Origin of the sequence: Pseudomonas sp. F8002, assembly GCF_013385495.1 — a bacterium.
Classification (GTDB): Bacteria; Pseudomonadota; Gammaproteobacteria; order Pseudomonadales; family Pseudomonadaceae; genus Aquipseudomonas.
In genome coordinates, this window is the sequence record NZ_JACAPW010000034.1 from 24,000 (window position 1) to 43,595 (window position 19,596).

Genomic DNA, 19,596 nt, shown 5'->3' on the forward strand with positions numbered 1-19,596 from the left:
CATGCCCAAGTCATCACCGTTGACCCTTGACCTGCCCAAGCCACAGTTGGTCGAAGCCGAGGGAGAGCCCCGGGTTGACCCGCTCCAGTTGCTGGAGGGGGCTACTGTCCGGGTGTTCTACGAAGGGATGCTCAGCACCGACAGTATTGCGTTGCGCTGGGAGTCGACACCGGGGGGATACGCGCCGATTGCCTCCCTGGATGGCGTCGAAGCGGGCTCGGTCGAGTTCCACGTACCCCCGTATTACGTAGGGCTGCGCATTGATAACTTTGCGCTGTTTTCCTATGTCGTTACCCGCGATGGCGAGGAACATCCTTCCCCCGTTGCCGACGTGTTCATCAAGCTGCCGTCCAATTTGCCGCAACTGCAGATCTTTCAAGCCTCAGGCGGTGTTCTGGACCTGTCCTTGTTGTGCGGTGAAGACCCGGTTCTGCATGTCGACGCCTGGCCGTTCATCGACCCGGTTCAAGTGGCTCAGGTCTATATCGGGGGGATTTACCCTGATGGGTCCAAGGCCAGTCTCTACCCTTATGAAGATGCACCGGTAACAGATGAGGACGTGCGCCATGGCTGGACCCGAAAGTTGTCTCGTGCCGAGCTGGCCACGCTCAAGCATGACAGTGAGCTTTATATTGCGTTCTACGTTGAGTTTTTGCCGCGTGCGGATTCCAGTCCGGTGTATCGGCTGATTTCTGGTTTGGTGTTGACGTTGCTCATCGAGCCTCATTTGGATCTCGTAGCGCCCACGGTGGTGGAAGCCACGCAAATCACACCTGAAAATCTCGTATTGAATCCGGTCAATACCCAGGACGGTGCGACCATCCGGGTCAGCTATGAGCATATGTGCCCTTGCGACTGGGTTTGCGCCTTCTGGGAAGGGACTGCCGGGGCAGGTACTCCGGTACTCGAGTGCAAGCAGGCCGACAATCGGGACGTTGTTGATTTTAATGTGCCGGCGTCAGCCATCAGCGCCAATTTCAATAAGCAGGTGTCGGTCCGCTACACCGTCCGACGGGAAGGGCAAACCTGGTCGGCGCTGCCGCGACCGGTAAAAATCCTGAATATCTCCGGCCTGCCCAAGCCGCAGGTGGAACAGGCCACGGGCAGTACGCTGGACCTCAATACGTTCCAGGGGGACGCGCAACTGACGGTGGCGGCCTATGCCTACGGCGCCTTGGGGCAGCCCTGCTGGATGTGGGTAACCGGTGAGCGGGAAGATGGCGCGCCTTATCGCTTCGATGTGCTGGACGGCGAGCCGCTCTCCGAGCAATGGCTGCAGGAGGGCGTCAGTACGCTGCTGTCCCGGCGCGACCTGCAAAAACTGGCCGATTGCAGCCGCTTTGACGTGCATTTTGCGGTGAACTTCGATGGCCGGTCCGACAGGGCCAGCGCCGAGCCGTTTCCTGTGCTGCACCTGGATATTCATCAGGAAGACCTGGTCCTGAAACCCTTGACCATTCGGGAGGCCGTGGGCTCGCAGTTGACGGTATGGAATGGCCGTGATGGCGTGACGGCACGGGTGGAATATGACCACATCAGTGCTCATGACGAGATCAGCGTGTGTTGGACACAATCGGACGGTAGTTGCCTGCCGTTGCCACCCAAGCCGGGTAACACTGATCCGAAGTACGTTGACTTCACCGTTCCCCGCGAGGCTGTAATCGCTGGAAGCGGCAAAACAGTGCCCGTCAGTTACAGCGTCGCGAGCGCATGCAAGCACGTCACGTCAGCTGACCTGGAGCTACAGATCAGTGTCCCGCAGCGTTTGCCTGCGCCAGAGGTGCCGCAGGCCACTCAATTGCCCGGTGGCCAGGGGACACTGGACTTGCGCACCTTTACCGGGGATGCCGAGATTACGCTGCAAGCCTGGTGGTTCATCCTGGCGGGGCAAAGGGGCTGGCTGGAATGTACGGGAACCTTGCTCGACGGGTCGTCCCATACCCTCAAGCTGCTGGTCAATGAGCCGATCACGCAAGAGCAGGCAAACCATGGGTTGTCGCACGTTCTGCCTCGTGAGGAACTGGAAAAGTTTCGCCACAGGTCCGTATTGAACATCGTGTTCAAGGTTACGGCGGACGGCAGCTCCCATGTGAGCGAAGCAATTGTGTTCCCTGTGCTGATGTTGCTGTTGCGCAAGCAGTACAGAGACCTGACGGATTTCAACGATCAGACCTTGGGTTTATGGACCGTGGGGTCAGGCGCACCCGATGCCAGGGATATCAGCATTGAATATATGGGGACGGGACCTGACGGCAAGCCCGATTACGCAGTCAGGAATTTCACATACACCAATAACAGTTTCGGCCCGATCCTGCAGCGGCACTTCTTGGATTTGGAGAGCGGTTTTACTTACCGGTTTTCCGTACGGGTTCGACGGTACAGCGTTGCGTTCGCGACGCCCAAGTTATCGTTGCGCAAAGACTCCATTCAACAAACACCTGTGGAAGAGTTGGTTGATCTGAACTGGCACACACTGAGCTTCACGTTCACGCCAACAATCGTTCCCGTGCTGCTGGAAATCTATAGCCATGAAGGCGCCACGAACGGCAACGATTGGTACATGGATGATTTCCTGGTCGAGGGGATTTAATCCGCGCTGAAAAGACAATGCCCGCTTCGATGCGGGCATTGTCTTTACAGGCCAGGGCTGATTATTTCGGCCCGAGAATCTTCACCAGCTTATCCGGCGAAGGCGCCCCTTGCTGTTGCTGCAACCCACCCTTGTCATCCAGGTAGAAAATCGCCGGCGTCGCCGACAACTCCAGCTCGTCCATCAACTTCATGTTCGAATCAAGCTTGGCCTGGATATCCGCCGGGATCTTCTCCAGCGCCTGCAGCTTGCTGCCCTTACCGGCAGCCTCATGGGCTTCCAAGGCCTGTTGCGGGTCCTTGGCGGCAAACAGCGCGGCCGACTTGCCCGGGCTGTCTTCACGGATAATCCCCACCATGATGTGCCGCAACTGCACCTTGCCCGACTTCACCCAAGGCCGCGCCTGCTCCCAGAACATATTGCAGTACGGGCAGTTCGGGTCGCTGAACAGGTACACGATGCGCGGCGCGTCCTTGTTGCCGTCCTGGATCCAGTTGCTGTGTTCCATCTTGGCCCAGACTTCCTTGGCCATCGGCGCATACACCAGTTTCTCCAGCGGCGCGGTGCTCAGGTCATTGCCATCGGCGTCGTACAGGTTGCCGGCAATCACGCTTTTGCCATCGGCAGTCAGGTACAGCGCCATGCCACGGTTCTGGTATTGCGCCGCGTAACCTGTGAGGCCGCTGGGCGCATCGAACTTGCCGATGATCCTGGCACCCTTGGCTTCGATGTTCTTGATCGGCGCCGGCCAGTCTTCGGCGTGGACCAGGCTGGCGGCCAGGGTCAGGGGCAGGAGTGTCAGCAGGTGGCGGAGGCGGAGCATGGCGAATTCCTTGTGGTGGCCGGCAGGGCCGGTTTGGCGGGGGTCGGCTCGAAGCGCTCCATGGCGCGGGCCAGGCTGGCCTGGGACAACTCGCCCAGGTGGCTGTTGATCAGGCGGCCGTCCGGTTGGTAGAACAGGGTCGTCGGCAAGGCCATGGAGCCGACGGCCTGGCCCAGGCGGCCGCTGGCGTCGAACAGCACGTTGTCCAGGTTCAGGCCCTGGGTCGCCAGATAGGTGGCGACGCTTTGCATGCTTTCGGCCTGGTTGACGAACAGGAAGGTCACGTCCGGGCGCTGGCGCTGGGCACTTTCCAGTACCGGCATTTCGCGCCGGCACGGCGGGCACCAGGTGGCCCACAGGTTGATCACCAGCGGGCCGCCCTTGTAGTCGGCCAGTTGCACGGTTTCGCCATTGGCGTTGCGCAGGGCAATGTCCGGCAGGTGCGTGCCTTTTTCGTAGAGGGTCAGGGACAGGCTGGTCAAGGCCCAGAACGCCAGGCCGGTGATCACGCCGGCGCTCAGCGGCTTGCGCAGCAGCGGGCGGCGCCAGCCGTAGATCAGCGCGCCGATGATCAGCACGATCACGCCGGGCCAGGCGAGAAAACCGCCGTCCCGCAGGTCGACGATTTGCAGCGGGTCATTCTGGTAGTACGACCAGTACATCAATACGAAGCTGACGCGTGCGGCGAGCATACCCAGCAGAAACAGGGTGAACAGCACCGACTCGGGGTTCTCGCCGCCGCGCTTGGCCACCCGCCAGCCCACCAGGGTGGCGAGGATCAACGCCGTGATCAGCAGCAAGTGATTCAGGGCGATGGCGAAGGTGCCGATGGTCAGTGTCAGCATCAGAGGGCTTCCCGGGCTTGGGTCCAGCGTTGCAGGAAGGCGGCAGCGTCGACTTCGCCGGTGATGCGCTGGGCGCGGCGCTCTTCACCGTCGGGGCCGATCCAGACGAAGCTCGGCGGGCCGGGAACCTTGTAGCGGCCCAGCAGCTCGCGGCTGGCGGCGTTGTCGGCGGTGACGTCGAGGCGCAGCAGGCGCACATCCTTGAGGGCGTCCAGTACCTCGGGTTTGCCGAACACCTGTTTTTCCATGATCTTGCACGACACGCACCAGTCGGCGTAGTAGTCCACCAGCACCCATTGGCCCTGGGCCTTGGCACTGTCGAGCTGGCTTTGCAGCACGGCCGGGTCGTTGATGGTCATGAAGGCTTCGTGGGCGGTGGGAGCACCGGCTGCCCGCGAGCCGCTGTAGACCTTCAGCGGTTGCCACAGGTCGTCGCTGCCGCCGGCCGCGCCGATAACCAATACGCTGCCCCAGAGGCCGAGCACCAGCGAACCGGCACCGAACAGCATGGCGGTACGCCCGAAATCGCGGGCCAGGCGCCAGCCGCAGTAGGCCATGACCAGCGCCAGCACACCCCACAAGCCGAGCCACAGGGTTTCACCGACCACCGGGCGAATCATCAGCACGGCGGTGGCGAGGAACAGGAAGCCGAAGATGCCCTTGAGGATATTCATCCAGGTGCCAGGCTTGGGCAGGAAGCGGTTGCCCACGGTCACCAGCAGCAACAGTGGCACACCGATGCCGATGCCCATGGCAAACAGGATCAGGCCGCCGTGCAAGGCGTTGCCGCTTTGGGCGATGTACAGCAGCGCGCCGGCCAGGGGCGCGGTCATGCACGGGCCCACCAGCAAGCCGGACAGGGCGCCGAGCACGCCGGCGCCTACCAGGCTGCCGCCGCTTTGGTTGCGGCTGACATTGTCCAGGCGATCGCGCAGGAAGGCCGGCAGTTGCAGTTCAAAGAAGCCGAACATCGGCAGGGCGAGAATCACAAACAACGCAGCGAAGCTGCCGAGGATCCACGGGGTTTGCAGCAGGGCGGCGAGGTTGCTGCCGAGCAGCGCAGCCAATACACCGAGCGCGGCATACACCAGCGCCATGCACACCACGTAGCTGGCGGCCAGGGCAAAGCCGCGCCGTGGGCTGGCGCCGCTGCCGACCACAAGGCCGGCGAGGATCGGCAACATCGGCAGGGAACACGGGGCGAAGGCCAGCAGCAGGCCCAGGCCGAAGAACACCAGCAGGCTCCAGCCCAGGCTGCGTTGTTGCAGGCCGCTGGCCAGGCTTTGGTCCTGGGCCTGGCCGGTGGCGGCGACGGCAGGGTTGCCGCCCAGGTCCACGGTGATCGATTGCGGCGGGTAGCACAGGCCGGCATCGGCGCAGCCTTGCCAGCCGAGCTTGACCTGGCCGGTGGCGCCAGCGGGAATCTTCACTTCCAGGCCCTGGCGATAGACTTGCTGCTCGCCAAAGAACTCGTCGCTGTGGGCTTCGCCCTGGGGCAACGTCGGCTTTTCGGCCAGGCCATCGAATTTCATGCGCTGCTGGTACAGGTAGTAACCGTCGGCAATCTGCCAATACAACTGGGTTTCGCCGGAGGCCAGACGCTCGGAGGTAAAGGTGAAGGCTTTGCCCACCGGGAGGAAGTCGGGTTTGGTCTCGAATGGATTGTTGCCAGGCGCGGCCTGGGCGAATCCAGCAAACAACACCAGCAGGAAGATAAACAGATGCCGCATGATCAAGCCTTAGTTCGAAGCAAGTGGGACACACAATGTGTGGCGTTGATTAACCGATGATTAACCGGGCTATCCTAGAAAGAAGCGATTATCCGGGATTCTTGGCGTTGGCGGCATAATGCACGCTTAATCCACTGCCTTTTTAATCACCCTCACATTTTGCAAAGGGTTCACCATGCACGTACTGGTCTGTGAAGACGACGAGCTGATCGCCAGCGGCATTGTTGCCGGGCTCAGCGCCCAGGGCCTGACGGTCGAGCGCGTCGGCACGGCTGCGGCTGCCCGGGCGATGCTCAAGGTGGCGGAATTCGACGTGATGGTACTCGACCTCGGCCTGCCGGATGAAGACGGCTTGAAGCTGTTGCAGCAACTGCGCAGCCAGGGCCTGGAGATTCCAGTGCTGATCCTGACCGCACGGGATTCGGTGACCAACCGCGTCGACGGCCTGCAGGCCGGTGCCGACGACTACCTGCTCAAACCCTTCGACCTGCGCGAACTCGCCGCACGCCTGCACACCCTGTTGCGCCGGGTAGCCGGCCGCAGCGTCAACCTGATCGAGCACGGGCGCCTGACCTACAACCCCAGCAGCCGCGAAACGTTGCTGGGCGGTGAGTCGGTGGACCTGTCCCGCCGCGAGCAGGCGCTGTTGCAGGCCCTGTTGCAAAACCGTGGTCGGGTGCTCTCCAGCGAGCAGCTCAAGGACAGCGTCTACGGCCTGAACGACGAACTGGAAAGCAACGCCCTCAACGTGCACATCCACCACTTGCGGCGCAAACTCGGCAACGGCATCGTCGAAACCGTGCGCGGCCTGGGCTATCGCCTGGGCCCGGCTGACGGTGGAGAGGACGCTTCGTGATGAGCCTGCGCCTGCGGCTGACCTTCAAGCTCGGCGCAGCCTTCGTGCTGATCTGGGTCCTGGCCGCCGCGTGGATGCTCAACGACCTGCGCAACCAGATGATGTTCTCCCTCGACCAGCGCCTGGTGGCGTCGGCGCGCATGGTGGCGGGGCTGATGGAGCAGATGCCCGGCCTCTCCAGCACGGGGGAGGGCGCGCACTTCAGCGCCGAACAATTGAATGTGCCAGGCGGTATGGCGTGCCAGGTCAGTTCCTTGCGCGGCGTGGTTTTGGCCCGCAGCCACACCACGCCGGACCAGGGCCTGGAGTCGCGCAAGAGCGGCTTTCGCGACCAGATGATTGATGGCGTGGGCTGGCGCAGCTTTACCCTGTCCCGTGGCGATTTGTTTATCACCACCGCCGACCGGCAGGTGGAACGTGAAGCATTGAACCTGTCGATCCTGCTGGCCGCCTCGGTGCCGGTGGGCGTGGCATTGTTGGGCTGCCTGTGCCTGTTGTGGCTGGGGATCGGCCAGAGCCTGTTGCCGCTCAACCGCATGCGTGACGCCTTGATGCGCCGCAGTGCCGACTCCCTCGAACCGTTGCAGATCAGCCCGCTGCCCAGCGAACTCAAGCCACTGCTCGACACCCAGAACCAGTTGCTGCAACGCATCGCCAAGACCATCGAACGCGAACGCCGCTTGACCGGTGACGCGGCCCACGAATTGCGCAGCCCGTTGACCGCGATCAAGACCCACCTGCAAGTGGCGCGCATGACCGAAGGCGCCGCCCGTGACCAGTCCCTGGCCCACGCTGAAGAGGGCGCCGACCGCTTGCACCGCACCCTTGAGCAGTTGCTGCTGCTGGCGCGGGTCGAAGGCAGCCTGTCGTTTGATGACGGCCTGCAATCGAGTGCCGAGCAAGTTGCGCAACTGGCGATCCAGGATGCCAACGGTGGTGACAATCAGCGTATTGACCTGATCCTGGCAGACGGTTTGTCCGAAAAACCTTTGGAAATGCCGGTGGGCCTGGCCGTCGCGGCCCTGCGCAACCTGCTGGACAACGCGTTGCGCCACACCCCGGCCGATACCCGGGTGGAGCTGAGTGTGTCCAGCGCTGGCGACAATGTGGTGTTCCGGGTGCGTGACCATGGCGCGCCGATTTCCAGCGAAGACTTGCAACACTTGACCCAGCGCTTCTGGCGCAACGGCAACAGCCCGGGTTGCGGCCTGGGGTTGGCGATCGTCCAGGCCATCGTGCAGCGCTGCTCGTGCTCCCTGAAATTCGACAGCCAGGCCGATGGCATGCGCGTCGACCTGGGCATGCCGTTGCGGCGCTGAAACCTTCTTTTCACAGCACACATAGCTACCGCCATCCTCAAGCGCAACGCTTCAGGATGGCGGTAATTTTTTTGTGTTTGAACCGGCTGAATGACTCGGCCTGTGTTGAAAAGGACAGCCCCTATGTTGGTTATCGATTCCACGTATCCCGCAAACGACTTCAATGAGCGCAATGGCCAGGCCGTGCGCCAGGTGATTGTGCATTACACCGCCGCGCCCTTTGCCTCGTCATTGCGTGCACTGACCCGCGACGGTTTCAGTGCCCACTACCTGTTGGCCGACCCCCATGACGCCAGCTACCGCGCCGCCGGCTATGACGAGTTGCGGGTATTTCGCCTGGTGGACGAAGCGCAACGCGCCTGGCACGCCGGCACCAGCCACTGGGCCGGGCGCGATAACCTCAACAGCCGCTCCATCGGCATTGAAATCGTCAACCAGGCCCGGGATGACGCCGGTGTGTTGACCTTCCCGGCCTATGGCGCAGAGCAGATTGACGTGTTGATCGCCTTGATTCGTGACATTCAGGTGCGTTACCCGGCGATCGGTCCTACCGACATCCTCGGGCATTCCGACATTGCCTATTGGCGCAAGAGCGACCCCGGCCCCCGCTTGCCATGGCGCTGCCTGTTCGAGGCGGGCGTGGGGGCCTGGTATGAAGAGGTGGCCAGGATGGCCTATCAACGTCGGTTCGACATCGGCCTGCCGCCAGAGGTTGAGGTGGAGCGGGCGTTCCAGCGCTACGGTTATGCCCCGGCGAAAAATCGCCTGGGTTTCCAGCAACGTGTCCGTGCGTTCCAGATGCATTTTCGGCCCTCTGACTACAGTGGGCGGCTGGATGCGCAGACCTGCGCGATCCTGTATGCGTTGAATGAAAAATACACCGGGGTGGCCGGGTAAATCCGCTAAAGCTGTTTTTAACGACCACAGGTGTAAATCCTCCCTTCGCTGATGCGTTTCCAGAACAGGAAATCCGTGCGCGGCCCTTGGGCCTGGCGCCAACGGGTGGGCAGTTTGGTCACCATCATCAGCGTATTGAGGGATCGAGAGATGTCAGTCGCTACCAGCCGTATCGAAGAGACCCAGGCGGTCCCTGCGGAAACGCTTTACCAGTTCGATGAAACCCCGCTGCTGGCCCGCCAGCGCCAGCAGGAATCCAATGCCCGCAGCTACCCACGGCGCATTCCCCTGGCGCTCAAGCGCGCCCGCGGGATCTATGTCGAGGACGTCGAAGGCCGCAGCTTTATCGATTGCCTGGCCGGTGCCGGCACCCTGGCGCTGGGGCACAACCACCCGGTGGTGATCGATGCCATTCGCCAGGTGCTGAGCGATGAATTGCCGTTGCACACCCTGGACCTGACCACGCCGGTCAAGGACCAATTCGTGCAGGACCTGTTCGGCCTGCTGCCGCCGGCGCTGGCGCGGGAAGCCAAGATCCAGTTCTGCGGCCCCACCGGCACCGATGCGGTGGAGGCCGCGCTGAAACTGGTGCGCACCGCCACCGGGCGGAGCACGGTGTTGTCATTCCAGGGCGGTTATCACGGCATGAGCCAGGGCGCCCTGAGCCTGATGGGCAGCCTGGGGCCGAAGAAGCCACTGGGCGCCTTGCTCGGCAATGGCGTGCAATTCCTGCCATTCCCGTACGACTACCGTTGCCCGTTCGGGCTGGGCGGCGCGGAAGGGGTCAAGGTCAACCTGCATTATCTGGAAAACCTGCTCAACGATCCCGAGGCCGGTGTATTGCTGCCGGCGGCGGTGATCGTCGAGGTGGTGCAAGGCGAGGGCGGTGTGATCCCGGCTGATCTCGACTGGCTGCGCGGCCTGCGGCGCATTACCGAGCAGGCTGGTGTGGCGTTGATTGTCGACGAAATCCAGAGCGGCTTTGGTCGCACCGGCAAGATGTTTGCCTTCGAACATGCCGGCATTGTCCCGGACGTGGTCGTGCTGTCCAAGGCCATCGGCGGCAGCCTGCCACTGGCGGTGGTGGTGTATCGCGACTGGCTCGACACCTGGTTGCCGGGCGCCCATGCCGGGACCTTCCGCGGTAATCAGATGGCCATGGCGGCCGGCTCGGCGGTGATGCGTTACCTCAAGGACCACGACATTCCCGCCCACGCGGCCGCCATGGGCGAGCGCCTCGGCGAACACCTGCGCATCCTGCAGCGCGACTTCCCGCAGTTGGGAGACATTCGTGGCCGTGGGCTGATGCTCGGTGTGGAACTGGTGGACCCCGCCGGTGCGCCTGATGCCCAGGGCCACCCGCCGGTGCATCGCCAACTGGCGCCGCTGGTGCAGCGTGAATGCCTCAAGCGCGGGTTGATTCTCGAACTGGGCGGGCGACACGGCAGCGTCGTGCGTTTCCTGCCGCCGCTGGTGATTACTGCCGCAGAAATCGACCGTGTGGCCGAGATTTTTGGTCGCGCCCTGGCGGCGTCAGTCACCAGCCTCTAATTTTTTATCGGGCTGGCACGTTCCTTCTTACATCAGCTGTGCGTGGTGCGCAGCCAGCCTTACACCGACGGAGAACAGCAATGACCTCAGTATTCGACCGCGAAGACATCCTGTTTCAGGTAGTGGTCAACCATGAAGAACAATATTCCATCTGGCCCGACTACAAGGCCGTGCCGGAAGGCTGGCGCACCGTGGGCAAGAGCGGGATGAAGAAAGAGTGCCTGGCCTACATCGAAGAAGTGTGGACCGACATGCGCCCGCTGAGCCTGCGCCAGAAGATGGATAGCCAGGCGCTGGCTGGCTGATCACCACCTTGAAGGTTGTGAAGATCGAATGTGGGAGCTGGCTTGCCTGCGATAGCGGTGAGTCAGCTTGCATCTCTGTTGACTGATACTCCGCTATCGCAGGCAAGCCAGCTCCCACACTGACCGCGTTTGTCCTTAAGGTGTCAGCGCCTTGATCACCTGATCCACATTGCCTTCCAGTTCCGCCACCGGGTCGGCGCCATCGGTGCCCAGCACCAGCAACTTCGCCCCGCCCGCCGTGACCGCCGCCTGTACCGCATCGCTTGGCTTGCGGTGATGCAGCACCACGGCCACCTCATTCTCCTTCAAGCCTTCGCTCAGTTGCTGCAACGCCTCGGGTGTCCACTCGGTATCCGCCCTTGCATCGGTGCTGACCAGCTCCAGGTTCAAGCCACTGACGAGATAACCAAAGTGATCGCTCAAGCTGGCCACCGTCAGGTTATCGGCCTTGGCCAGTCGCGCTTCGCTGTCGGCGGTGAGCTTGAGCAGGCGTTGCTTGAGCGCGGCCAGGTTGGCTTCGATCTGCGGCTTGGCCTCGGGCGCCAGGCGGCTCAGGTCGGCGGCCATCACATCGGCCATACGCCCCATGTTGTTGATGGCTTGCCACGGCTGGCTGTTCAGGCCGTCGGTGGCGCCCGGCTGCACGGCAATCCCCGGCAAGCCGCCGTCCACCGGGCGCGCGGCGTCGACTTCGACGATGCGGATATTGCTGCGCCGGGCCACCGGGTACAGCGGGTCGTCGGGCCACAGCGAGCGCAGGCCGATGGCTGCATCGGCGTCCAGCGCCAGGGTGTTCAGCGCCTGCGCGCCGCGCCCGGTGAAATAGGCGACTTGCCGCGAGCCGGGCAGGTTGGCCGGTGCCGCGCGCTCAAGCTGCACGTCGGTGCCTTTGAGCAACACCTGCGCCAAGCCATAGGTGATCGGCAAGGCGGCGAGGACTTTTACCGGTTTTTTCGCCTTGGCCTGGTTCAAGGCAGCATGGCCAGCGCCTTGGTTGGCGGTGATCTGCAGCGGCTTGACGCCGTCGGCGGCGAATGCCGGTGTGGCAATGGCCAGGGCCAGAAGCAGTGGTCGAAACATCGGGCGCATTATCCAAGATTCCCTTTCAGGCTGGGGACCGTGCCGCGGGCGATGGCGGCGAGGGCGAAGGCGATACCGGCTACCAGGATGATCGCGGCACCGGACGGAATCGGCAGGTCGAAGATGATCGGCAGCAGGATCCCGCACAGGGTGCTGACGGTGGCGATCACCACCGAGATCCAGAAGAAGCCCTTGAGCGACTGGCTCAACAGGCGTGCGGCGGCCGCCGGAATCACCAGCAACGCACCCACCAGGATCGCGCCGATGACCTTGACCGCCGCCACGGTGATCAGGGTCACGAGGATCACGAACAGGTAGTCCAGGGTCTTCACCGCCACCCCGCGCACCGCCGCCAACTGCGGGTTGAAGCTGGCGAGCATGATGCGGTTGTACAGCGGCAGGGCCAGGGTCATCACCAATGCGCCGACAATCGCCAGCACCAACAGGTCATTGCCGTTGACGGTCAGCACCGAGCCGAACAGCACGTTTTCGAGAATGTGCACGTTGATCTTGCCCGCCAGAATCAGCAGCAGGCTCGCGCCCAGGGCCAGGGACACCGAGAGGAATACGCCGATCAGCGTGTCCGGCGCCAGGCCGGTGCGGTTGCGCAGGTAGTTGAGCAGGATCCCGAACAACAGGCAGTAGCCGAACAGGCTGCCGTAAGGCCCGGTGTAGGGTTCCCCCAGCAGAATGCCCACGGCCACGCCGGTCAGTGCGGCATGGCCCACGGCTTCGGAAAAGAACGCAAAGCGCTTGACCACCACCAGGGTGCCCAAACCGCCCAGCACCGGGCCGATCAGCAGGCCGGCGAGCAGGGCGTTGACTACAAATCCATAGGCCAGCGCTTCCGGCAGATACCCGGAAGACGCCCAGCCCTGGACCATCAGGCGAAAGGCTTCATAGCTCATAAGGCCGGGCTCCGTGGGTGGGTGGAGAACAGGGTCAGCAGGCGGTCCGGGGTCAGTGCTTCTTTCGGCGTGGCGTCGAACAGCACGCGGCGGTTCAGGCCGGTGACGCGATCGGCCAGGCGGCCGACGGCTTCCAGGTCGTGTTCGATCCACAGCACGGTGATCCCGGCCTGGCGCCAATCGTTCAGCAGCCGCTCGAACACCTGGATCCCGGCTTCGTCCAGCGCCGACATCGGTTCGTCCAGCACCAGCAAGTGCGGTGCCGGGATCAAGCCCTGGGCCAGCAGCACCCGCTGGCGTTCACCGCCAGACAGGGCACCCATGCGCCGCTTGCGCTTGTCCTGCATGCCGACCCGTTCCAGTGCGTCGCCAATCGCGGCGGCGTAATGTTTGGACAGCCCGAGAAACGCCGGACGCCGCTGGCACATCGCGGCCATGAAGTCGTCGACGGTCATCGGCAAGCCCCGGTCGAACTCCAGCGCCTGGGGTACGTAGCCGATGGTGCCGGGTGCATCCGGCCAATGCAGGCTCAACTGGCCCTGGTGCGGCGTTTGCCCCAGCAGGGTCTTGATCAGCGAGCTTTTGCCGCCGCCGTTGGGGCCCACCAGCGCATGGATGCTGCCGGGCTGCACCTGGAAACTCACTGCATCGAGGATCACCGTACGGCCCAGGGTCAGCGCGACGTTATCGAAGTCGAGGGTCGGGCCAACGCTGGCCACACTGAGGTGTTCAGCCGCCGTCATGCCCCGGACTCCTGAATCGCCCGCACCACGGTGTTGAGGTTGCCGGTCATTTCCACTTCGTATTTTTCCGCGCTGTAGTCGCCATAGGAAATATGCGACAGCGGGTACAGCTTCACCCCGGATTCACGCTGGATGGTGTCGACGTAGCTGGACGGGAAATCCATCTCCGAGAAGATCACTTTCACGTCCAGTTCCCGCAGTTGGTCGATGGTCTTCTTCAACTGGCTGGGGCTCGGCTCGATGCCGTGGGCCGGTTCCACCACGGCGGTGACTTCCAGGCCGAATTCCCGCAGCAGGTAGTCATATGCCGCGTGCACGGTGGCCACCCGCAGGTCGGGGTTGGGCGCGCTGGTGAGCTTGGCCAGGGCGTCGGCGCGCATCTGGCGCAGGCGCTTGCCGTAGGCGCGGGCGTTCTGGGTGTAGGTCTTGGCGTTGTCCGGGTCGAGCTTGCCCAGTTCCCGGGCAATGTTGTTCACCTGGGCAATCGAGGCGCTGATGGACAGGAAGGTGTGCGGGTTGACCACCTTGCCCGCACCGCGCGCAGCGTTGCCGGTGGCGGCCAGCAGCGGCACGTTGGCGTTGGCCTCGATCACCGGGATGTCCGGGCGCTCGCTGGTGGCGATCATGCGGTCGGCGAAATCGTCATGGCCGACGCCGTTGAGCACGATCACATCGAGGGTGCCGATGCGTTTGATGTCTTCGGCGCGGGGTTCGTAGGCATGGGGATTGAAACCGGCCGGGATCAGCGGGACAACTTCAGCCTTGTCGCCGACGATATTGGCGACGTAGCTGTAATACGGGTGCAGGGTGATGCCGATGCGCAGGCGTTTTGCCGGGTCGGCACTGGCGAACGGGGCCAGCAGCACGGTGATCAGGCCGACCAGCACCAGACGTAATAATGGAGATGAAATAGACATGGTCTTCTCTCGGCTGCAACGTGAATTCAGTGACGATGCTGGCGGGTGACACCGGCATCGAATTGCGCGACTACCTGCTGCCAGCCCGCGCTGATCAGCGCCTGGTCAGTGAGGTCGGTGGGGGCGGTGAGGTGGGCGCTGCGGTTGAGCCAGATATCCGGCTCGGCGCCGCGGATGCGCATCAACAGCGAACCGCTGAGGTCCGGCGTCTGGCTCAGGCCCAGATAGGCCGCGTCCAGCAACTGCCAGCGGTGGTCGCCACGGCTCACCGAACTGGCGTCCTGGGCGAAGGGCGCGAAGCCCTCTTCGGCCAGCTGTTCAGGCGTCGGCAGGGCGCTGTGTTCCTCCTGCAGCAAGTGGATTTCATCCAGGGTCACCCGCAGGTCGGCGTAGATGCCTTGCTCGGCGGCGCTGAGGTCGCGGCGGGCGTCCAGTTGGTGGCTGGGCACGGCGGCGATCTCCAGGCTTTCACCGCGCAAGGCCACCACCGTGCCGGCAACGGCGAGGATGATCAGGCACAACAGCAGGACATACAGGGTTTCGTGCCCGGCACCGGCCGGGCGCACGACTTGGGTTGTACGGCTCATTGGGGCTGGATATCCGCTTGGTCGATTTCCACCACGTGGCCGGGGCCGGCATCAAACAACACGTAGAACTCGGCGGAGGGTTTCTTGAAGGTCAGCTTCGAGTCTTCTCCCAGCTTGCCGGGCACCAGGATGGTCTCGTCGTAGCCGATCACGTCCAGGGTCACGCCGGGGGCACCGCTGCCATCGGAGAAACCACCGGTGCACTGGATCTGCTCGCCGGCGATTTCCTTGCATTCGCACATCGGGTTGTGGGCGAGGGCGGCGGTACTGAAACCGGCGCCGAGGATCAGCACGCCACAGGCGCGGGCCAATTGCTGCAAGGTCATGGTTTAACTCCTCGTTTTTTCAGCCAGTCGATGGTGGCCGGCGAAGCCTGGCTCAAGGGAATGGAGGCCTGGTGCATGGCGCCGTCCCAGCCTTCCATGGTGATCCACACTTCGGCGTCCAGCGGGGTGCGCTCAGGGATCGGCAACGCAGCGCCCATGCGGTATGGGGTGCCGAAGAAAATCACCCCGGCCGCCCGCAGGCTGCGGGGCTTGCCGATACGCAGGTAGGTCGCCTTGACCTGGTCGATGCACGTGGCACACAGGGCAGCGTTGAAGGATTTCATCGGGCCTGCCGGGTCCGGGCGCGGCGGCTCGTTGCGTAGCTCGGCGAGCTTCAGGCTCCAGGGGCCGACCTGTACTTCGCCGATCTCCCGTTCGCCCAGGCCGCTGTCGCCGCGAAACAGTGCCGCGTCGGCAAAGTACTTGGGCATGAAGCCCAGGGGCACCAGCAACAGCAGGATATTGATGTGGAAGCGCCATTTGAGCCAGAAGGCCCGCAGGGGCGAGGGGGGTTGAACCGTCATGGCCTTGTTCATGGGTTGGCCTCCGTGGTCTCAGCCTGCAAGGCCTGGGTTTTCGCCGGTTGACGGGCTGCCTTGGCTTCGCGTTTCAGCGCATTGAGGGTGGCCAGGGCCGTGCGTTTGGTCCAGATCAGCAAGCCGCTCAAGACCATCATGCTCAGCACCAGGCCGAAGAACGCCCAGATCAGCTTGACCCAGATCCCGCCAAAGTCCCCGGTGTGCAACGGGCGCATGGATTCGGTGACGAACTCCAGGGCCGAACGGTCGGACAGCAGGTGCGAGGCGGCGATTTCGCCGTTGTACGGGTTGATTTCCGCGGTCTGGAACATCAGCGGGTACCAGCCACGCCCGCCGATGCGCAGGTGGCTGTAGGCGTTGCTGGGCAGGCTCACGAAGCTGGCCTCAAGCCCGGGAATGCGCTGGGTGGCGATGTTGATCGCCTCGTCCAGGGGAATCATGGGCGCCGGTACGCCCGGGGCGGACATAGGCACTTTGTCGCGGGCAATCGCCGGGACGATCGGCTCGCTGGAAATGGTGATCTGGTTATCGCCCAGGATCGCCTGGATCAGGAACCAGGTGCCGGTGATCGAGATCACCGCGATAAACCAGATCGACCAGATGCCGCTCAACCGGTGGAAGTCGCCCCAGAAAATCCGCGCACCGTGACGAATGCGCAGGGTCGGCCTGAAAAAACCTTTCCAGAAACGCTTGTAGACCACGAGGCCGGTGACCAGCGAGGCCAGCAGCGGCAAGCCCAGCAGCGAGACCAGGTACCAGCCCCAGCTGTAGCCATTGGTGAAAGGCACCAGCCACCAGCCGTGGAGTGCGCGAGTAAATTGCTTGAAGTTGAACGATGGGCTGATGCCCTGGATCACCCCGGTGTATGGGTTGACGTAGACCTCCAGCGAGCGCCCGTCGGGGTAGCTGAGGTCGGCGCTGAGGGCGAAGTGCGATTCGTCCGGGCGGCTCAGGGATTCGACGATCACCTGGGGTTCGGCGCGCTTGATGGCGCCGATCACCTGGTCGTAGGTGAGCGGTTCGGCATCGTCCGACGGCTTGCTGGCGCGGATGTCCGGGTTGGCCAGCCAGACGATCTCCTGGCTGACCACCGCCAGGGTGCCGGTGACGCAGACGATCAGCACAAAGAACCAGATGGGCAATGCCAGCCAGCTGTGCACGAGAAACCAGAGTTTTGAGCGTGACTTCTTCGACATGTGAATGAGGGTCTTGATCGGAGGGAGGCGGTAAAGGCCCGGAAAACGCCACCCGTAGCTTTTGCTGACGCGAGCGGCTGTATCTAAGTTAAGACGGATGAGAAACACAAAACCCTAAGGCGGATATGAAAGTAAATGTTTCAGATACGCATTCATGCAACACGAAACATGTTCCGAGTCATCACCAAGGCGGGATTGATGGGGCGGGGGCGCTGCCTATGATGGGGTCATACCGTTGAGCGAGCCCCATAATGACTTCTGCCAGAACCCTCTACGACAAACACATCGATTCCCACACGGTGTGCCGCCTGGATGACCAGGGCCATGTGCTGCTGTACATCGACCGCCAGGTGATCAATGAATACACCAGCCCGCAAGCTTTCAGCGGCTTGCGCGAGGCGGGCCGTGGTGTGTGGCGGCCCGGTACGGCGCTGGCGGTGGTCGACCATGTGAACCCCACCACGCCCAAGCGCATCGCGACCATGCCGGATGCGGGCGGCGCGCGCCAGGTGTCGTACCTGGCGGAAAACTGCCGGGATTTCGGGATCGAGCTGTTGGATATCCTCGACAAGCGCCAGGGCATCGAACACGTGATCGCCCCGGAGCAGGGTTTTATCCTGCCGGGCATGGTGATCGCCGCCGGCGACAGCCACACCACCACCTACGGGGCCTTGGGCGCGTTCGGCTTTGGCATTGGCACCTCGGAAATCGAGCATTTGCTGGCCTCCCAAACCCTGGTCTACAAGCGTCTGAAAAGCCTGCGTGTGACCGTGGACGGCGAACTGGCCCGTGGGCTGACCTCCAAGGACGTGATCATGGCGCTGATCGGCAAGATTGGTGCCTCGGGTGCCACCGGCTACGCCATTGAGTTTTGTGGGTCGACCATCGATGCCCTGAGCGTCGAGGCGCGCATGACCATCTGCAACATGGCGGTGGAAGCCGGTGCACGTGGAGCCTTCATGGCGCCGGACGAAAAGGTCTTCGCCTACCTCAAGGGCAAGCCACGCGCGCCGAAGGGCGAGTTGTGGGAACGCGCCCTGGTGGGCTGGCGCCAACTGCACTCGGATGCCGACGCGGTGTTCGACCTCGAAGTGCAACTGGATGCCAGCGCCCTTGAACCGATGGTCACCTGGGGCACCAGCCCCGACCAGGCCGCGCCCATTGGTGCCCGCGTGCCGGACCCGCAAGACATCAGCGACCTGATCCTGCGCCAGGACATGCGCCGTGCCTTGAACTACATGGGCCTGGAAGCGGGCATGCCGTTGAGCGACATTGTGATCAGCCACGCGTTTATCGGCTCCTGCACCAACGCCCGCATCGAAGACCTGCGCGACGCCGCCAGCGTGGTGCGCGGCAAGCACGTGGCCGACCATGTGCGGGCGATGATCGTGCCGGGCTCCACCGAAGTGCGTGACCAGGCCGAAGCCGAAGGCCTTGCCGCGATCTTTATCGACGCCGGGTTTGAATGGCGCCAGTCGGGCTGCTCGATGTGCCTGGCGATGAACGACGACGTGCTGGAGCCGGGCGACCGCTGCGCTTCCAGCACCAACCGCAATTTCGAAGGCCGCCAGGGCGCGGGTGCCCGCACGCACCTGATGAGCCCGGCCATGGTCGCCGCTGCGGCCATCACTGGCCGGCTGACAGATATTCGCCACTTTGGAGACCGCACATGAGCTTGCAACCCTTCACTCGGATCACCGGCAAGGCGGCGCCGATGCTGGCGGCCAATATCGACACCGACGTGATCATGCCCAAGCAGTTTCTCAAGGGCATCGACCGCAATGGGCTGGATCGCGGGTTGTTCTTTGATTTGCGCTTTTTGCCCTCGGGTGAGCCTGACCCGCGATTTGTGCTGAACCAGCCGGCCTGGCAGGGCGCGAGCTTTATGGTAGTGGGGCCGAACTTCGGCTGTGGTTCCAGCCGGGAGCATGCGGTGTGGGGCTTGAAGCAGATGGGCATTCGCGCGTTGATCGGCAGCAGCTTTGCGGGGATTTTCTATGACAACTGCCAACGTAACGGGGTGTTGTTGATCACGCTGGAGGAGGCGGTGTTGCAGCGGTTGGGGCAGATGGTGAGTCAGCCTGAGCAGGCGCAGATCAGTGTGGACCTTGAGGCGCAGGAGATTCTTTTGGCGGACGGGCAGGTGATTGCGTTCCAGATCGATACGTTGCGCAAGACTGCGTTGTTGTTGGGGTTGGATGCTATTGGTACGACGTTGCAGCGCAGTGAGCAGATCAAGGCGTTTGAGCGTGAGCATCTGGCGGCCAATCCTTGGCTCGGGTGATGGGGCTGTAATTGCAGGTTGGCTGCTGCGCACTGCCTGCGTTCGGCCTCGGGCTGGATGGGGCAGTCAGATCAAAATCAAGAGCACAGCGGCCTCCCGG

19 protein-coding genes are annotated in these 19,596 nt (G+C 63.1%); 8 read left to right on the forward strand and 11 right to left on the reverse strand.

Annotated features, from left to right (window positions below):
* The first annotated feature begins 1 nt into the window (after position 1).
* Complete coding sequence (locus HX811_RS24610; RefSeq protein WP_177047756.1) at positions 2–2,590, forward strand: hypothetical protein; 2,589 nt, start codon at positions 2–4, stop codon at positions 2,588–2,590.
* Between the two features lie 61 nt (positions 2,591–2,651).
* On the opposite strand, the gene dsbG is transcribed toward HX811_RS24610, so the two are convergent.
* The 3 genes from dsbG to dsbD are packed head-to-tail and all read right to left on the reverse strand — an operon-like array spanning position 2,652 to position 5,988.
* Positions 2,652–3,413: a thiol:disulfide interchange protein DsbG gene (dsbG, locus tag HX811_RS24615; RefSeq protein WP_177047758.1), complete on the reverse strand. Its 762-nt coding sequence runs from the start codon at positions 3,411–3,413 to the stop codon at positions 2,652–2,654.
* Positions 3,389–4,258, reverse strand: coding sequence for a TlpA disulfide reductase family protein (locus HX811_RS24620; RefSeq protein WP_087695093.1), 870 nt, complete (start codon positions 4,256–4,258; stop codon positions 3,389–3,391). Before HX811_RS24620 ends, dsbG begins: the two co-directional genes overlap by 25 nt.
* Positions 4,258–5,988, reverse strand: coding sequence for a protein-disulfide reductase DsbD (gene dsbD, locus HX811_RS24625; RefSeq protein ID WP_177047760.1), 1,731 nt, complete (start codon positions 5,986–5,988; stop codon positions 4,258–4,260). Before dsbD ends, HX811_RS24620 begins: the two co-directional genes overlap by 1 nt.
* 175 nt (positions 5,989–6,163) lie before the next feature.
* Between dsbD and HX811_RS24630 the strand changes: the two genes are divergently transcribed.
* The 5 genes from HX811_RS24630 to HX811_RS24650 all read left to right on the forward strand — a co-directional run bounded on the left by HX811_RS24630 (position 6,164) and on the right by HX811_RS24650 (position 10,916).
* Positions 6,164–6,844, forward strand: a complete 681-nt coding sequence (locus HX811_RS24630; protein WP_003209011.1) for a response regulator — start codon at positions 6,164–6,166, stop codon at positions 6,842–6,844.
* Entirely contained in the window at positions 6,844–8,163 is a 1,320-nt protein-coding gene (locus HX811_RS24635; RefSeq protein WP_008431673.1) for an ATP-binding protein, read from the forward strand. The genes HX811_RS24630 and HX811_RS24635 overlap by 1 nt, the downstream gene beginning before the upstream one ends.
* A gap of 123 nt (positions 8,164–8,286) precedes the next feature.
* Positions 8,287–9,060 (forward strand): N-acetylmuramoyl-L-alanine amidase, encoded by a 774-nt coding sequence (locus HX811_RS24640; RefSeq protein WP_177047762.1) that lies wholly within the window; start codon positions 8,287–8,289, stop codon positions 9,058–9,060.
* 150 nt (positions 9,061–9,210) lie between these two features.
* Positions 9,211–10,611 (forward strand): aspartate aminotransferase family protein, encoded by a 1,401-nt coding sequence (locus HX811_RS24645; protein WP_003209003.1) that lies wholly within the window; start codon positions 9,211–9,213, stop codon positions 10,609–10,611.
* A gap of 80 nt (positions 10,612–10,691) precedes the next feature.
* Positions 10,692–10,916, forward strand: a complete 225-nt coding sequence (locus HX811_RS24650) for an MbtH family protein (protein WP_003209001.1) — start codon at positions 10,692–10,694, stop codon at positions 10,914–10,916.
* A 135-nt stretch (positions 10,917–11,051) separates the two neighbouring features.
* Here HX811_RS24650 and HX811_RS24655 read toward each other — a convergent pair whose 3' ends face one another.
* The 8 genes from HX811_RS24655 to HX811_RS24690 are packed head-to-tail and all read right to left on the reverse strand — an operon-like array spanning position 11,052 to position 17,212.
* On the reverse strand, positions 11,052–12,005 hold the full coding sequence (locus HX811_RS24655; protein WP_177047764.1) for a metal ABC transporter solute-binding protein, Zn/Mn family: 954 nt from the start codon (positions 12,003–12,005) through the stop codon (positions 11,052–11,054).
* The gene (locus HX811_RS24660; RefSeq protein ID WP_177047766.1) at positions 12,005–12,904 is read right to left on the reverse strand and encodes a metal ABC transporter permease; all 900 of its coding nucleotides are present in this window, start codon (positions 12,902–12,904) and stop codon (positions 12,005–12,007) included. The genes HX811_RS24655 and HX811_RS24660 overlap by 1 nt, the downstream gene beginning before the upstream one ends.
* A complete protein-coding gene (locus HX811_RS24665) occupies positions 12,901–13,647 on the reverse strand; it encodes a metal ABC transporter ATP-binding protein (RefSeq protein ID WP_177008988.1) in 747 nt (248 codons plus the stop codon). The genes HX811_RS24660 and HX811_RS24665 overlap by 4 nt, the downstream gene beginning before the upstream one ends.
* On the reverse strand, positions 13,644–14,564 hold the full coding sequence (locus tag HX811_RS24670; protein WP_023659272.1) for a metal ABC transporter substrate-binding protein: 921 nt from the start codon (positions 14,562–14,564) through the stop codon (positions 13,644–13,646). The genes HX811_RS24665 and HX811_RS24670 overlap by 4 nt, the downstream gene beginning before the upstream one ends.
* 26 nt (positions 14,565–14,590) lie before the next feature.
* Complete coding sequence (locus tag HX811_RS24675) at positions 14,591–15,151, reverse strand: DUF6162 family protein (RefSeq protein ID WP_177047768.1); 561 nt, start codon at positions 15,149–15,151, stop codon at positions 14,591–14,593.
* Positions 15,148–15,477, reverse strand: coding sequence for a hypothetical protein (locus HX811_RS24680; protein WP_177047770.1), 330 nt, complete (start codon positions 15,475–15,477; stop codon positions 15,148–15,150). Before HX811_RS24680 ends, HX811_RS24675 begins: the two co-directional genes overlap by 4 nt.
* Positions 15,474–16,013 (reverse strand): hypothetical protein, encoded by a 540-nt coding sequence (locus HX811_RS24685; protein WP_008431660.1) that lies wholly within the window; start codon positions 16,011–16,013, stop codon positions 15,474–15,476. Before HX811_RS24685 ends, HX811_RS24680 begins: the two co-directional genes overlap by 4 nt.
* Complete coding sequence (locus HX811_RS24690; RefSeq protein WP_177047772.1) at positions 16,010–17,212, reverse strand: PepSY domain-containing protein; 1,203 nt, start codon at positions 17,210–17,212, stop codon at positions 16,010–16,012. The genes HX811_RS24685 and HX811_RS24690 overlap by 4 nt, the downstream gene beginning before the upstream one ends.
* A 251-nt stretch (positions 17,213–17,463) precedes the next feature.
* Between HX811_RS24690 and leuC the strand changes: the two genes are divergently transcribed.
* Together leuC and leuD are read left to right on the forward strand one after the other, a co-directional pair.
* Complete coding sequence (gene leuC / locus HX811_RS24695; RefSeq protein ID WP_003208986.1) at positions 17,464–18,885, forward strand: 3-isopropylmalate dehydratase large subunit; 1,422 nt, start codon at positions 17,464–17,466, stop codon at positions 18,883–18,885.
* Positions 18,882–19,496 carry a 3-isopropylmalate dehydratase small subunit gene (gene leuD, locus HX811_RS24700; protein WP_177047774.1) on the forward strand — a complete coding sequence of 205 codons (615 nt, stop codon included), beginning with the start codon at positions 18,882–18,884 and terminating at the stop codon, positions 19,494–19,496. The genes leuC and leuD overlap by 4 nt, the downstream gene beginning before the upstream one ends.
* Positions 19,497–19,596: the final 100 nt, after the last annotated feature.